This window comes from Prevotella lacticifex, assembly GCF_019973375.1.
Taxonomy (GTDB): domain Bacteria; phylum Bacteroidota; class Bacteroidia; order Bacteroidales; family Bacteroidaceae; genus Prevotella; species Prevotella lacticifex.
Genome location: NZ_BPTV01000001.1, coordinates 1,514,039 through 1,528,253, shown reverse-complemented (window position 1 = coordinate 1,528,253; position 14,215 = coordinate 1,514,039). Strand labels below are relative to the sequence as shown.

15 protein-coding genes are annotated in these 14,215 nt (G+C 47.5%); 7 read left to right on the top strand and 8 right to left on the bottom strand.

Annotated elements, in window-relative coordinates; genetic code table 11:
- Positions 1–5: 5 nt before the first annotated feature.
- From trpA to trpD, 4 genes are read right to left on the bottom strand one after another with little or no spacing between them, the layout of a single operon-like run.
- Entirely contained in the window at positions 6–782 is a 777-nt protein-coding gene (gene trpA / locus LDN30_RS06020; RefSeq protein WP_223925867.1) for a tryptophan synthase subunit alpha, read from the bottom strand.
- A gap of 34 nt (positions 783–816) precedes the next feature.
- The gene (locus LDN30_RS06015) at positions 817–1,500 is read right to left on the bottom strand and encodes a phosphoribosylanthranilate isomerase (RefSeq protein ID WP_223926933.1); all 684 of its coding nucleotides are present in this window, start codon (positions 1,498–1,500) and stop codon (positions 817–819) included.
- A 17-nt stretch (positions 1,501–1,517) separates the two neighbouring features.
- Complete coding sequence (trpC, locus tag LDN30_RS06010; RefSeq protein WP_223925866.1) at positions 1,518–2,312, bottom strand: indole-3-glycerol phosphate synthase TrpC; 795 nt, start codon at positions 2,310–2,312, stop codon at positions 1,518–1,520.
- Positions 2,313–2,342: 30 nt separating this feature from the next.
- Entirely contained in the window at positions 2,343–3,347 is a 1,005-nt protein-coding gene (gene trpD, locus LDN30_RS06005; RefSeq protein ID WP_223925865.1) for an anthranilate phosphoribosyltransferase, read from the bottom strand.
- 898 nt (positions 3,348–4,245) lie between these two features.
- On the opposite strand from trpD, the gene LDN30_RS16385 reads away from it, so the two are divergent.
- Both LDN30_RS16385 and rpe read left to right on the top strand, forming a co-directional pair.
- Positions 4,246–4,374 (top strand): hypothetical protein, encoded by a 129-nt coding sequence (locus tag LDN30_RS16385; RefSeq protein ID WP_262901592.1) that lies wholly within the window; start codon positions 4,246–4,248, stop codon positions 4,372–4,374.
- 6 nt (positions 4,375–4,380) lie between these two features.
- Complete coding sequence (gene rpe, locus LDN30_RS06000) at positions 4,381–5,037, top strand: ribulose-phosphate 3-epimerase (RefSeq protein ID WP_223925864.1); 657 nt, start codon at positions 4,381–4,383, stop codon at positions 5,035–5,037.
- On the opposite strand, the gene LDN30_RS05995 is transcribed toward rpe, so the two are convergent.
- Complete coding sequence (locus LDN30_RS05995; RefSeq protein ID WP_223925863.1) at positions 5,020–5,619, bottom strand: RNA polymerase sigma factor; 600 nt, start codon at positions 5,617–5,619, stop codon at positions 5,020–5,022. The two genes, rpe and LDN30_RS05995, sit on opposite strands and share 18 nt — an antisense overlap.
- Before the next feature lie 179 nt (positions 5,620–5,798).
- Between LDN30_RS05995 and LDN30_RS05990 the strand changes: the two genes are divergently transcribed.
- Genes LDN30_RS05990 through LDN30_RS05970 form a run of 5 tightly spaced genes read left to right on the top strand, consistent with a single transcriptional unit; the run spans position 5,799 to position 12,370 of the window.
- The gene (locus LDN30_RS05990; protein ID WP_223925862.1) at positions 5,799–7,634 is read left to right on the top strand and encodes a DNA topoisomerase 3; all 1,836 of its coding nucleotides are present in this window, start codon (positions 5,799–5,801) and stop codon (positions 7,632–7,634) included.
- Between the two features lie 43 nt (positions 7,635–7,677).
- Positions 7,678–9,789 (top strand): PorE family type IX secretion system protein, encoded by a 2,112-nt coding sequence (gene porE, locus LDN30_RS05985; protein WP_223925861.1) that lies wholly within the window; start codon positions 7,678–7,680, stop codon positions 9,787–9,789.
- 8 nt (positions 9,790–9,797) lie between these two features.
- The gene (locus LDN30_RS05980; RefSeq protein WP_223929432.1) at positions 9,798–11,057 is read left to right on the top strand and encodes a methyltransferase RsmF C-terminal domain-like protein; all 1,260 of its coding nucleotides are present in this window, start codon (positions 9,798–9,800) and stop codon (positions 11,055–11,057) included.
- Positions 11,054–11,848, top strand: coding sequence for a thymidylate synthase (locus tag LDN30_RS05975; protein WP_223925860.1), 795 nt, complete (start codon positions 11,054–11,056; stop codon positions 11,846–11,848). The genes LDN30_RS05980 and LDN30_RS05975 overlap by 4 nt, the downstream gene beginning before the upstream one ends.
- Positions 11,849–11,881: 33 nt before the next feature.
- A complete protein-coding gene (locus LDN30_RS05970) occupies positions 11,882–12,370 on the top strand; it encodes a dihydrofolate reductase (protein WP_223928997.1) in 489 nt (162 codons plus the stop codon).
- A gap of 264 nt (positions 12,371–12,634) precedes the next feature.
- Here LDN30_RS05970 and LDN30_RS05965 read toward each other — a convergent pair whose 3' ends face one another.
- The 3 genes from LDN30_RS05965 to LDN30_RS05955 form a co-directional block, all read right to left on the bottom strand.
- Positions 12,635–13,120 carry an Lrp/AsnC family transcriptional regulator gene (locus LDN30_RS05965; protein WP_223925858.1) on the bottom strand — a complete coding sequence of 162 codons (486 nt, stop codon included), beginning with the start codon at positions 13,118–13,120 and terminating at the stop codon, positions 12,635–12,637.
- Positions 13,121–13,227: 107 nt separating this feature from the next.
- Positions 13,228–13,677 carry an ExbD/TolR family protein gene (locus LDN30_RS05960; RefSeq protein ID WP_306421515.1) on the bottom strand — a complete coding sequence of 150 codons (450 nt, stop codon included), beginning with the start codon at positions 13,675–13,677 and terminating at the stop codon, positions 13,228–13,230.
- 2 nt (positions 13,678–13,679) lie between these two features.
- Entirely contained in the window at positions 13,680–14,204 is a 525-nt protein-coding gene (locus tag LDN30_RS05955) for an ExbD/TolR family protein (protein ID WP_223928996.1), read from the bottom strand.
- Positions 14,205–14,215: the final 11 nt, after the last annotated feature.

Sequence of the window (14,215 nt, the reverse complement as noted above, 5' to 3'; positions counted from 1 at the left end):
ATCTTTTACTTCTTTAGTGCATCAAAGAGCTCGTCTAAGGCCTTATCGGGGTCCTTAGTCTCGTTGAGCAGTGTAACGAACTTTGAGCCAATGATAGCTCCGGCTGCATTGGCCTGTGCCGACTCAAGAGTCTGTTTGTTGGATATTCCGAAACCAATCATTCGCGGATTGCGCAGATTCATGGCATTAATACGGTTGAAATAAGCCACCTTAGCATCGTCAAAGCTCCGTTGCGCTCCCGTGATGGCTGCCGACGAGACCATGTAGATGAATCCATCGGTGTAGTCGTCGATAAAGCGTATGCGGTCAGCCGACGTCTCGGGAGTTATCATCATGATTACCCTCACATCGTATTTATCTGCTATCGGCTTCACCACCTTGATATAATCCTCGAACGGAAGGTCGGGAATTATCGTCCCGCTGACACCGCTCTCCACACAACTTTTGAAGAAATTTTCCATGCCGTAGTGCATCACCGGATTCAGATAGCCCATGATTATCAACGGAATATGGACCTCATCCTTGATAGCTTTAAGCTGCTCGAACAGCAGTTTCAGCGTCATTCCGTTTTTCAATGCCACCGTTCCGGCACTCTGAATGACCGGACCATCAGCGAGAGGATCGCTGAACGGCATTCCCACCTCGACCATTGCTATACCCCTGCGCTCCATAGCCTTGATAACACTGCCCGTACCCTCAAGCGTAGGACAGCCAGCACAGAAGTAGAGCGACAGCAGTTTAGCGTCGTGGCGGTTCTTAAACAGTTCGTTTATCTTATTCATATAGACAATATTTTATTACAAACAATAAACCGAATCATGCTCTGACCTCATTGATAAAGGCCCGTAGAAGATTCTCGTCCTTCACCGCCGGAGCCGACTCAAACTTCGAATTAAGATCTATCCCGATACACCGTGGATGGCTGAAAGTTTTAACCCGCTGAGCATCAGCTGGTCCGATGCCACCGCTAAGGAGAAAAGGAGTTTCGCCATCATAGGCATCGAGCACCGTCCAATCGAACATTTTGCCGCTGCCGCCTTTCATAGGCGTGGACGTATCGAACAGGAAATAATCGACGCAACCCTCATATTCCTTGTATTTAGCCACATCGTCGCTATCCGAAACGCTTATAGCCTTCATGATTTTTACGCCCGGACGAATGTCGGGGTCGAGCGTCCTGCGCAGATTGTCAATCATCACCGGACTCTCACTGCCATGGAGCTGGACAATGTCAAGATTGTAGTTATAAACCCTTGTGATGATATTCTGCGGCATATCATCGACGAAGACCCCTACCCTTTTTATTCTTCCTTCAGATTTTCCGGCCGATCCGGCCTTGCCGAATGACGGATAATCGGGTATGATTCCCGCTTTTGAGTTCGTCTGACTGACATATCGCGGACTCTTAGGGTAGAAAATAAGTCCCATCCAGTCGATACCGAGGGCGGCAATGCTACGGATATTCTCTGGTTCGCGCATGCCGCACACCTTTATTATCATGTTCTTATCCATAGTCTCTATGCTTTCTCAAGTTCACTGATGAAACCGGCGAGAGCCTCACCGGGGTTACTCTCCTTCATGAAACATTCACCCATGAGAAATCCGTTAAACCCATGCCGGCGCAGTTCCTTTACCGTTGCCGGACTGGATATGCCGCTCTCGCTGACCTTCACCCCCTCCTTCGGCAGCCTTTCGGCAAGTGCGAAAGAGTTGTTGACATCGGTGATGAACGTTCCCAAGTTCCGGTTGTTGATACCATACATGTCGGGCTCGAGCTCAGCATAGTCGAGTTCCTTCTCGGAGTGCATCTCGAGGAGAACCTCCAAGCCAAGCTCATGGGCTGCGGCGAGCAGCCTCCGGCACTCGTCGACCGTCAGTTCGGCGGCGATAAGCAGTACGGCAGAGGCCCCACAATGGCGCGCCTGAAGGAGCTGATACTCATCGATGACGAAGTTCTTATATAATATAGGTATAGTCACCCCCGTCGCCCGAGCATCCTGGACGAACTCATCGTAACCGCCAAAGTACTGACTATCAGTGAGAATACTGAGAGCCGTGGCTCCACTGTCTTGATAGCTCTTGGGTACAATCGAGGCTTTGGCATCCTTATGAATCCACCCTTTCGACGGACTCTTGCGCTTAAACTCACTGATAATGCCGGTGCTACTGTCGGCCAGTGCTGCCTTCATCGACGGCACAGGAGTGTCGAGCAAAGGAGCCGTAAGCTCATAAAGCCGCCGCATACTGAGCATCGATTTCCACTCCTCAAGTTCCCTGCGCTTGTGAGCAACGATTTCTTCAAGTATATCCATATTCCGAGTTAACGTTTCATGAGTTAAAAACTACGAGTTGAGTTCGACGAACTTCTTGAATGTCGCCAGAGCTCTTCCGCTGTCGATGCTCTCGCGTGCAATGTCTATACACTCGCTGACGTCCTTCTGTCCCTTCTCCAGAACCTGAATGCCGAAGGCTGCATTGGCAAGAACGATATTCTTCTGGGCCGGTAAAGCCTTGTTCGCCAGCACATTATCGAATATCTGCTTGGCCTCATCCTCGGTGGCACCACCGACGACTTCCTCCGGTTTGGCGTAATCGAATCCAAGGTCGGACGGTTTGAAAACCTTCTCATAGTTGTTTGTCGTGACCTTGAAGTCGTCGGTGAGCGAAATCTCATCATATCCGTCAACACTGTTCACGATACCGTAGTCGATGCCAAGGCGCTGGTAAACCTGGTTGTAGAGGCGCATCTGGTCGAGGGTGGCCGTACCGAGCAGCTGACACTGCGGCTTCGAAGGGTTGATTATAGGGCCGAGAAGATTGAAGAATGTGGGGAAAGGAAGTGCCTTACGTATCGGACCCACGAACTTCATAGCCTTGGCGAAGAGCTGGGCGTGGAGGTAGACGATGCCGCACTCGTCGAGACAACGGTTCAACTTGTCAATATCGTCGGTGAATTTAACTCCATGATTGGCAATGACATTCGACGCGCCGCTGACCGATGTAGCGGCATAATTGCCATGTTTGGCTACTTTATATCCTGCTCCTGCTATGACGAAACATGACGTTGTAGAGATGTTGAACGTATTTTTGCGGTCACCGCCAGTGCCGACGACATCAATATATCTGTCGGCAGCCAAGGGTACCGACAACCCCGTCTCAAGAATTCCATCGCGGAAACCTAACAGTTCGTCAACCGTTATACCGCGCATCTGGATAGCTGTGAGCAATGCAGAAATCTCCGCATCGTTGAGCTCCGACTTGGTAATGCCAATAAGAATCTCCTTTGTCTGCTCGCGTGTCAGCTCCTCATGATTCAACAACTGATTGAAAATCCCGTTTACATTCATAGCAATAAAGTGTTAGTTTGTATTTCTTAATGAAAAGAGGCTCGCCGTGATCTACGACGAGCCTCTTACTTTTGTTCCTTGTTATCTTCGAAATAACCGCAAGGCTGCGCATCTCACGAATTGTAAATCCTTGAGCGACGCCACCACCATGCTGTGTTATTAGAAATAATCATTGTCTTTACTTGTTTTTGTTTACAAGTGCAAAGATACGACAATTAAATGACTTTCCAAAACTTTTTGGCTAAAATTTCAAACAAATCATTATTTTTCTTCAATTTAAACGTGAATTCTTACATAGTATATAAATAATGTATAGGCACAACGCAGAAACTTCGTATCAACATTGCAACATCAACATCGAAATGCAACATCATTCGAGAGCCAAATGGATAATGCCCCATAATAACTTCATAAAAGGGGTGGAAAGAACGCCAAGGAACTGAATCAGGATGTAAAAATAATTCAGACAGCAGATACTTAAGAGCCATCCGTGCTACTTTCTGATTCTCAACGACTTACAGAAACATATCATTTGGCGTTGCGAAACAGGCCGTTTTAGCTCCTCAAACGGGCCGTTTCAGCGTGCAAAACGGGCCGTTTCGCAACGCCAAACGATACATATTGGAATGCTGTAAAAGTATTTCAAATAATTGATTCTATCCTCGCCAACATTCGGAACATCTCGCGCGGCTGTTTAATGACGCTCATTTCTCGTCCCCAAAAGTCAAGCAAGCGACAACCGAAAGCGAAAAAACTAAGAGACGGAAAGTAAGAGGAAAACAGAAAAAAGAACTTGTGAAAATTATGGTCTCATATATAATATTATCGAGAAGCCTGCGTTTAAATAACAGAAACAATTAAAAAAGACAACAATGTATAATTCAAAAGCTTAACGCCTATGATTCATAATTTTACTAACGAAGACTTTAATCCATCAGAGAGGACACTGAATCTCATCCGCCAGATAGCTTACACCTATCGCACAGTGGAGATAAATGGAAGAAAAGAGGCTTACTGCCTTAACTAACGCTTTATGAAACAGATAATCGTATCGCCATCACTGCTTGGCGGTAATCCGCTGAACATCGAGAAAGAAGTTGAGATGATCAACGACAGCGATGCCGACTGGCTTCACATCGACATCATGGACGGAGTTTTCGTCCCCAACATCACAATAGGATTCCCAGTACTCCAGCGGCTGAAGTCGATATGCAAGAAACCGCTCGACGTGCACCTGATGATCGTGGAACCCGACAAGTGGATCAACCTCTTAGCCGATGCAGGCGCAATGATGATGAATGTGCACTACGAGGCGTGCACCCATCTGCACCGCACCATACAACAAATACATCAGGCTGGGATGAAAGCTGCCGTCACCCTCAATCCGGCCACACCCGTCGGGGTACTTGAAGACATAATCTGCGATGTCGACATGGTGCTCCTCATGAGCGTAAACCCGGGATTCGGCGGACAGAAGTTCATCGAGAACACATACAAGAAAATAGACCGGTTGCGCAAGTTGATTAAGGAGAGCGGCAGCAATGCCCTCATCGAAATCGACGGAGGAGTAAACGGCGAGACTGCACCCAAGCTTGCGGCCCGTGGTGCCGACGTGCTGGTATCGGGGTCCTACGTCTTCAAAGCCGACGACCCGAAGGCCACCATAGCCTGGCTAAAAAGCCAGCTGTAGCTGAACACCATGTTCCTTGGCCATGCGGCGAAGGTTAAGAATGGCATACCGCATGCGCCCAAGGCTCGTATTGATGCTCACACCGGTGGTCTCGGCAATCTCCTTAAAGGACATCTCCTGATAGAACCGCATGAAAACGACTTCGCGCTGAGTGGCGGGAAGACAGTTCATCATGCGCTTAACATCGGCGAGAACCTGCCTGTTGACGTAGTGACTTTCAATGCTGCTGAGCGTAACATCGGCACCACCGATATTCGACAGGTCGTTCTCCTTAGGAGCTTCCACCACCTTGTCGTTGCGCTGGCTGCGGTACCAGTCCATTATCTCGTTGTGGGCAATACGCATAACCCACGCGCTGAACTTTCCGTTAGGCGCGTAGCGGTGCTGCTGCAGTTGCGTAATGACCTTTACGAAAGTGTCCTGAAACACATCGTTGGCCACGTCGCGATTGCGCACAACAAACAGGATGTACATAAAAACCTTACGCTGATTATTGCTTAACAGCATATCGAAAGCCCTGTTGTTACCTTCTATATAAGATACGGCCAACTCTTCGTCGGTCATCTCATTAAGATTCTTCATTCCTTAAAGTTTTAATTTATTTTTAAGTAATGTTGCTCCGATAGGCAGTTCCGTTTTGTTATACTATTTTTTGTTAAGCGACTGCAAATATAAGAACATTTCCACTTTTATGCAAGTTTTTAACAGAAAAAGTAAAGACTCTTACCTTTCAACGCAACTTTTTTTGTACTTTTGCATGTATGAAAGTTTGTATAGCCGAAAAACCAAGCGTAGGAAGAGACATTGCCAGAATATTAGGAGCAACCACCGACCACCGTTCATATATGGAGGGCAACGGTTATCAGGTGACGTGGACGTTCGGTCATCTGTGTGAGCTGAAAGAGCCTGGCGATTATTGTGAGAATTGGAAGCACTGGTCGCTGGCCGCGCTGCCGATGATTCCACCGCGTTTCGGCATTAAGCTTATCGACGACAAGAGGATAAAGGAACAGTTCAACGTCATAAAAAAGCTCTACGACAATGCTGACGAGATAATCAACTGTGGTGATGCCGGCCAGGAGGGTGAGCTCATCCAGCGGTGGGTGATGCAGAAAGCCAACGTCAAGTGTCCCGTCCGCAGGCTCTGGATATCGTCAATGACCGATGAGGCCATTCGCGATGGATTCGCACATCTCAGGGAGCAGTCCGACTATGAGAGTCTCTACCTTGCCGGGGTAAGCCGCGCCATTGGCGACTGGATTCTCGGAATGAACGCCACGAGACTCTACACGCTCAAATACGGCCGCAATCATCAGGTACTGTCCATAGGACGCGTGCAGACTCCGACACTGGCTCTTATCGTGCAGAGACAGAAGGAGATAGACAACTTCAAGCCGGAGCCCTACTGGGTGCTGTCGACAGTATACCGCGACACGCTTTTCACCGCCACATCGGGAAAGTTTACAAACAAGGAGGATGGCGAAAAAGCTTTCGCGCTCATTGACGGAAAGCCGTTCACGATAACGAGTGTTGTCAAAAAAAACAACACTGAGCAACCGCGGCAGCTCTATGACCTCACGTCGCTGCAGGTCGACTGCAACAGGAAATTCGGCTATTCGGCTGAGATGACCCTCAATACGGTTCAAACTCTTTACGAAAGAAAATTCACGACATATCCCCGTGTCGACACACAGTATCTCAGCGACGACATATACCCCAAGTGTCCCGACATTATGAACGGACTGTTTATGACGTCTTTTGCCAACAACAGGCCGTATGCAGAGCTCATTCGGCCCCTCGGAGGTAAGAAACTGAAAAAAACGAAACGGGTGTTCGACACTTCAAAAGTCACCGACCACCACGCCATAATCCCAACCGGTGTGCCGCCACGAGGTCTCACCGACGTTGAGCTTAACGTGTTCAATCTCATTGCGTTACGCTTTATTTCGGTTTTCTATCCCGACTGCAAGTTCGCTACGACAACGGTCATCGGTTCAGTGCAGCCCGACGACAGAAAGCCCATCGACTTTAAGGCTACAGGAAAAGAGATTCTCGACCCGGGATGGCACGTGGTTTACGGCATGTACGATGTCAGCCCAACTGACAACGACACAAAGGCCGACAACGACACGAGGAGCCTACCCCACTTTGAGAAAGGTGAATCGGGTCCGCACAAGCCCACGCTCACCGAGAAGATGACAACACAGCCAAAACATTACACCGAGGCTTCGCTGCTCCGGGCAATGGAGACAGCCGGAAAATTCGTTGAGGATGAGGAGCTTAGGGCTGCTCTGAAGGAGAATGGTATAGGAAGACCGTCGTCGCGGGCCGGTATAATCGAGACTCTGTTCAAACGGCATTATATCAGACGGAAGAGGAAAAGCTTAGAAGCCACCGAGACGGGTATCGCGCTGATAGACACTATAAAGGAGAAACTGCTCACATCGGCCGAGCTCACCGGTATATGGGAGAAGAAATTGCGCGATATTGAGCATCACAAATACGACCCGGCAATGTTCGTCAACGAACTGAAAAAGCAGATTGAGAATATCGTCAAAGATGTGCTCACCGACTCGTCAAACAAATATATAGAATAATGTGGACGAAACAATAACGGAGCGAAATCTGCGTTATGGAAATATGGAACTGAAATCAATAATTCAACATAGACATAGCACTGATGGTGGCAGGCCGAATGTGGGATGGATTCTCGTCGTTATCCTTCTCCTCGGCTTTGTTTCCTGCGGTGCAGACCGAAACATCAAGAAGGGCGACAAATATCTCTCTCTTGGCGAATACCACGATGCAGCCGAACAGTATAAGCAGGCCTACCGGCGCATTCCGCCAAAGGAGCGCAAGGCCCGCGGTCAAGTCAGCAAGAAAATTGCCCTTGCCAACGACTACATCAACTCGTCGGCAAAGGCCATCGCTGCCTACCGCAACGTCATAAGGTATCATCAGGACAGCCCGGAAACGCACTTGAAACTTGCCGAAAACCTCATGAAACAAGGGCAATACGGCGATGCGGCAAAGGAATATCAGATTGTTCTCGACTCCCTTCCCGGCAATAAGGCCGCAAAGGAAGGCCTTTTAGCGGCCAGTGAGGCACCGGCTGAGAAGAAAAATGCGTCGAAATACATCGTCAAGAAGATGGATGTGTTCAATTCAAGGCGCTCCGACTACTCGCCAATGCTTTTCGGCGACCAGTACGATCAGCTCTATTTCACGTCTACACGCAATGAGGCCCAGGGCGATGAACTAAGTGGAATAACGGGTGTGAAACCCGGCGACATATTCTATAGCGAAAAGGATGATAAAGGCCACTGGGGGCGTCCGCAGACTATCGAGTCGGGACTGAACACCGAATTCGACGAGGGCACACCGGCATTCTCACCCGACGGCCGCGAGATGTACATCACTCAGTGCACCACCGACCCCTCCTATCCCCGCTATGCGAAGATAGCTGTCAGCAACAGGGCCGATGCTTCATGGGGAAAAGCCACGCCGCTCGAAATCAGCCGCGACACTTTGTCCAGTTTTGCCCACCCGGCAATAAGCCCCGACGGCAACTGGCTCTACTTCGTAAGCGACATGCCGGGAGGTAAAGGCGGACTCGACATCTGGCGAGTAAGACTGATTGGAGGCACGACAGGAGGAGTTGAGAACCTCGGAGAGCCGATAAACACGCCCGGTGACGAGGAATTTCCAACGTTCCGCCCTAATGGCGACCTATATTTTTCGAGCAACGGACACGGAGGACTCGGCGGTCTCGACATCTTCATCGCTAAGGTCGGGAAAGACCATAAGTTCCATCTTGAGCATCCGGGGTATCCGCTCAACTCGCAAGGCGACGATTTCGGATGTACTTTCGAGGGTCCCCACAATCGTGGATTCTTCTCAAGCAACAGAGGCGACGCACGCGGATGGGACCATATCTACAGTTTCGAACTGCCCGAGATAGTCCAAACCGTGAAAGGATGGGTCTATGAGATGGAGGGATATGAACTGCCTGCTGCTCAGGTATATATGGTCGGTGACGACGGTACGAACCTTAAACTCAGCGTAAAGGGTGACGGAAGCTTTGAACAGGTAATAAAACCAGGTGTCGACTACATCATGCTCGCGTCGTGCAAGGGATATCTAAACCACAAGGAAGAACTGAAAGTCGACTCAGTAAGCGAAAGTAAGGAATACACACTACAGTTCCCGTTGGCAAGCATAAGGGTGCCGGTGATGATCGATAATATATTCTACGATTTTGACAAAGCAACCCTGCGGCCTGAATCGAAGAAGGCTCTCGACGAACTGGTTAAACTGCTCAACGACAATCCGAACGTAACTATTGAGCTCAGCGCGCACTGCGACTACAAGGGTCCGGCCGAATACAACAAGAAACTCTCGCAGGAACGCGCCAACAATGTCGTTGCCTACCTGACGGAACACGGAATAGCCAAGGACAGGCTAACTCCTGTTGGATATGGAAAGGAGAAGCCAAAAACAGTGAGAAAGAAACTCACCGAGAAGTATCCATGGCTTAAAGAAAATGATGTTCTCACTGAGGATTTCATAAAGAAACTGGATAAAGACAAGCAGGAAATATGCAACCAGCTCAACAGACGGACGGAGTTTATCGTTCTGCGAACTACCTACGGAATGTTCGACGAGAAGGGTAATCTGAAGAATCCGCCAAAACCGAAACCCCAAGAGGAGAAAAGCAGCGACGACAACACTTATGACATTGAGATAAACTAATGATAATGATGCAGTTGCCAAAAGAATTTGAAGAAACGACAAAGGCTCTCATGGGTGAGGAGTTGTACGATACCCTGCTCAGAGGGCTTGGCAGCGAGCCACCGGTGAGCATTCGTCTTAACCCGTTTAAGCCGTCGGCCGATTTATTCAAGGGCTACGGCGACGCGGAGAAATGTATCAGCATGAAACCAGTGCCGTGGGCAAAGGACGGATACTACCTTAGCGAACGGCCTTCGTTCACACTCGATCCGCTGTTTCATGCCGGTGCCTACTATGTGCAGGAAGCATCGTCAATGTTCGTCGATTTCATTATCCGACAGCTGATTACGTCGCCCGTAACGATGCTTGACTTATGCGCGGCACCCGGAGGAAAGACGATATGCGCCCGGACAGCTCTGCCCGAAGGCAGCATTCTGTATTCTAATGAGCCCAACAGAACAAGGGCTAATATCCTTGCAGAGAACGTTATTAAATTCGGACATCCCGATATTGTGGTAACAAACAACTACGCAAAGGATTACAGTAAGGCCGGAATCAATTTCGATGTCATTCTCACTGACGTACCATGCTCCGGAGAAGGGATGTTCAGAAAAGACCCAAACGCGATAAACGAATGGTCGCCCGACAATGTTGAGGCGTGCTGGCGTCTGCAGCGATCCATAGTCGAGGACATATGGCCTTGCCTTAAACCTGGCGGAATTCTGATATATTCGACATGCACTTTCAACGCTAAGGAGGATGAGGACAACGTACAATGGATTGTCGATAACTTAGGCGCAGAGCCAATTACAATCAAGAATATTGACGAAAAGTGGAATATCACCAGTGCACTGAAAGGCTCGTTGCCTGTTTATAGGTTCATTCCAGGAAGAACAACAGGTGAAGGACTGTTCATTGCTGTACTAAGAAAAAATGACGACTCTGCGCAGACAGTGCAGCGGAAAAGAAAGCCAGAACAGATATTGCACATACTTTCCCACGGCATCAACAGTCCGACGATAAAAGGCAAAAAGACAATTCCCGACATATCATTGGCCTTATCAGCCGACCAAGAGGCTAACAACTATCCGAGCGTTGAGGTCGATTACAATACGGCAATAAATTACCTGCGCCGGGAAGCTATTGTACTGCCATCCGAAACGCCAAGGGGAATTGTTACAATCAAATATAAAGGACTCGGATTAGGTTTCGCCAACAATCTCGGCAACAGAGCTAACAACCTCTATCCGCAGGAATGGAGGATAAAAACTACACATGTGAAAAAATGAAACAATACTTACAACTTCTCGATCACATTCTTACTGATGGAGTAAAAAAGGACGACAGAACCGGAACGGGAACAATCAGCGTTTTCGGATATCAGATGCGCTTCAACCTTCAGGATGGATTCCCGCTCCTGACAACGAAGAAATTGCATCTAAAATCGATAATCTACGAATTGCTGTGGTTTCTTCGCGGTGACACAAATATCAAGTACCTCAACGACCATGGGGTAAGTATATGGGACGAATGGGCCGATGAAAATGGTGAGCTCGGTCCCATCTACGGACAGCAATGGCGCGCCTGGAAGGATTATAAGGGCGGAACCATTGACCAAATACAGAATGCGGTGGACTTGATAAAGAACCATCCGGAGTCACGCCGAATCGTCGTCAACGCATGGAATGTAGCCGACTTGCCAAACATGGCGTTATCGCCATGCCATTGTCTGTTCCAATTCTATGTGGCAAACGGAAAATTATCCTTACAACTTTATCAGCGTTCGGCCGATTCTTTCCTTGGTGTTCCGTTCAACATTGCTGAGTATGCCCTACTGACAATGATGATGGCGCAGGTGACAGGACTCGAACCTGGAGAGTTCATACATACAACTGGTGACACGCATCTGTATCTCAACCACATAGAGCAGGCCAGGCTGCAACTGAGCAGAAAGCCCCGTAAGTTGCCCAAAATGATAATAAACCACGACGTGAAAAATATCCTTGACTTCAAGTACGAGGACTTCAAGCTTGTCGACTACCACCCCTGGCCGCACATTGCAGGGGCTGTGAGTGTGTAATTTCTATTGGTTAACAGGTAATTACTTATTCTTATGAGATTAAATATAATTGCAGCCGTGGCAAGCAACAATGCCATCGGATATAAGAACAGACTGCTTTATCACATCAAAGCCGACATGGCAAGATTCCGGCAACTGACTCTTAATCATACCGTTATAATGGGACGACGCACGTTTGAGTCTTTACCGGGAGGCCCCTTGGAGGGACGCCGAAACATAGTCCTTAGCAACAGCGTCACTGCATTGCCCGGATGTGAGGTATATTCGTCGCTCGACAAGGCATTAGATAGTTGCAACGGAGAGACAGATGTATTCGTCATTGGCGGTGAAAGCCTCTACAAGGAATCGTTGCCAAAGGCCGACCGACTGTTCATGACTGAGATTGAGTCGGTCCCAGAAGAGGCTGACGCTTTCTTCCCCGACTATTCAAAAGGATGGAAGGTCGTAAATAAGGAAAGCCATGAGACTCAAAAGACTCACCGCAAGTACACTTTCGTCGATTACGAACGTAACGGGGAGTAAGCCAAAAATTGGTTAACCAGCAAGAAGTCAGCCACTTATACACTTCAAAACGTCAAGGCGCATATATAAAACTGACATTCGCTAAAAATAAATAATCCCTTATACATTGCATTGTAGCACAATGAATAAGGGATTATTTGTATTAGGCGGTTAGATAACTATAAGTTTCCTTTATAGAATATTATCACATCGACAAACAACATTGTCTCCATTATTCTTCAGATCAACACTGTTGAGAATCTGGAGACGACGATATTATGTCAATTAATCTTCCTTTTCGTCGAGTGCAGAATCAATAATCGGCAGAGGTCGATCGATGACTGCATTGAACGAAATAATCGTTTCACTACGGCTTAAGCCCAGAGGCTGAAGCTTGTCATGAATGATATTAAGAAGATGATGGTTATTAATGGCGTAAATCTTGATAAACAAGTCATAGCCGCCAGTGGTGTAATGAGCCTCAACGACTTCCGGAATCTTCTTCAATGCCTCTACAACATCGTCGAAATCTTCAGGGTTCTTGAGATAAAGACCCACGTAGGCACATGTTTCATAGCCTATCTTCTCAGGGTCAATAACAAACTGTGACCCCTTCAGTATACCCAGATTTGTGAGCTTCTGAATACGTTGATGAATTGCAGCGCCACTGACGTTGCAAGCTCTTGCTACCTCTAAGAAAGGTATTCTTGCATCCTCTGAAATGAGATGAAGAATCTTCTTGTCTAATTTGTCTAAACTTCTATGTGACATTTGAAATGATTTAGTTTTTGTGCAAAATTACAATAAACATTCCGAATTAACAAGAAAATTCTGAAATTTTATTGTAATCTGAAAGAAAAAGATTATTTTTTAATGTTTTACTTGTGCTCTGAGGTCGCTGAATAATTAATTTTTAGTATATTTGCGTTGCGCAAAGCTTGTTTTATGTCAGTAATTATACCCATTTTTGTTTGCCGATCTGCCTTTATCGAAGCCTCAAGATTATCCTTGTCTTCATCTGATGCACTCTTACGGACATGCTTCATGTAGCCCTCAATATCCTTTACATTCACAAGTTTATCGTTCAACTGCACTACCGATTCACTTCCTTCGCTCGGATCCATCGGCTTACCGACATATATATATGTAGTAGCAGAGCGATGTGTAAGCTTGGTTAACTCAGTGCCAGCCGGCACCTTATACTTTACCAACACATTAGCCTTGCGCATGTGTGTGACTATCATAAAGAAGAAGAGGACTGAAAATATCAAGTCAGGAAGAGAGCTTGTATTCAATCCCGGGACCTTATGACTATGATGACGATACATACTCATTGCTGATTGTCTACTTCTATATATGTTTCCGAAATACGTTGCGGCACTGCCTTTATTATTGTTTCTTTCTGAGCCTCACTCAGTTGCTCATAGGACTCTCCATAAGCCTGCACTGCCTTTTCGTTGCGAATGGAGTTATATGCAGCCACAAGTTCGTTCTGAACGTGGAAATATGAATCGTAGGAAGCATTCCTTTCAGTTTTCAGTTGGATAACATGCTCCTTTCCTCCCCTCTCAATCACATGTTCAGCACTGTCCTTCAACGCCGTTATCTCCATAGGATGACCATTGCAGAATAGTCTGCCGGCATCGTCGATGCGCAGACGGAGAGTCTTATCGTTAGCCACATTAGTCGGCGTATTCTCCGATTTTTTATCTATAGGCGGCAACTCCCGAGTTATGCCCTTGTCTGCATCCATTGATGTTGTAACGAGAAAGAAAATCAGAAGCATAAAAGAAATATCAGCTGTCGAAGTTGTATTGAGCCCCGGCACCTTATATTCGAACTTCCGCCTAAACATTGATCCGAACA

Bases quoted from the DNA above. Each gene is read 5' to 3' on its own strand.
- LDN30_RS05975 (WP_223925860.1), top strand. From the start codon at position 11,054: ATGAAACAATACTTACAACTTCTCGATCACATTCTTACTGATGGAGTA.
- LDN30_RS05970 (WP_223928997.1), top strand. From the start codon at position 11,882: ATGAGATTAAATATAATTGCAGCCGTGGCAAGCAACAATGCCATCGGA.
- LDN30_RS05995 (WP_223925863.1), bottom strand. From the start codon at position 5,619: ATGAAGAATCTTAATGAGATGACCGACGAAGAGTTGGCCGTATCTTAT.
- LDN30_RS05980 (WP_223929432.1), top strand. From the start codon at position 9,798: ATGCAGTTGCCAAAAGAATTTGAAGAAACGACAAAGGCTCTCATGGGT.
- LDN30_RS16385 (WP_262901592.1), top strand. From the start codon at position 4,246: ATGATTCATAATTTTACTAACGAAGACTTTAATCCATCAGAGAGGACA.
- LDN30_RS05955 (WP_223928996.1), bottom strand. From the start codon at position 14,204: ATGTTTAGGCGGAAGTTCGAATATAAGGTGCCGGGGCTCAATACAACT.
- LDN30_RS05990 (WP_223925862.1), top strand. From the start codon at position 5,799: ATGAAAGTTTGTATAGCCGAAAAACCAAGCGTAGGAAGAGACATTGCC.
- trpD (WP_223925865.1), bottom strand. From the start codon at position 3,347: ATGAATGTAAACGGGATTTTCAATCAGTTGTTGAATCATGAGGAGCTG.
- porE (WP_223925861.1), top strand. From the start codon at position 7,678: ATGGAACTGAAATCAATAATTCAACATAGACATAGCACTGATGGTGGC.
- rpe (WP_223925864.1), top strand. From the start codon at position 4,381: ATGAAACAGATAATCGTATCGCCATCACTGCTTGGCGGTAATCCGCTG.
- LDN30_RS06015 (WP_223926933.1), bottom strand. From the start codon at position 1,500: ATGATAATAAAGGTGTGCGGCATGCGCGAACCAGAGAATATCCGTAGC.
- LDN30_RS05965 (WP_223925858.1), bottom strand. From the start codon at position 13,120: ATGTCACATAGAAGTTTAGACAAATTAGACAAGAAGATTCTTCATCTC.
- trpA (WP_223925867.1), bottom strand. From the start codon at position 782: ATGAATAAGATAAACGAACTGTTTAAGAACCGCCACGACGCTAAACTG.
- trpC (WP_223925866.1), bottom strand. From the start codon at position 2,312: ATGGATATACTTGAAGAAATCGTTGCTCACAAGCGCAGGGAACTTGAG.
- LDN30_RS05960 (WP_306421515.1), bottom strand. From the start codon at position 13,677: ATGTATCGTCATCATAGTCATAAGGTCCCGGGATTGAATACAAGCTCT.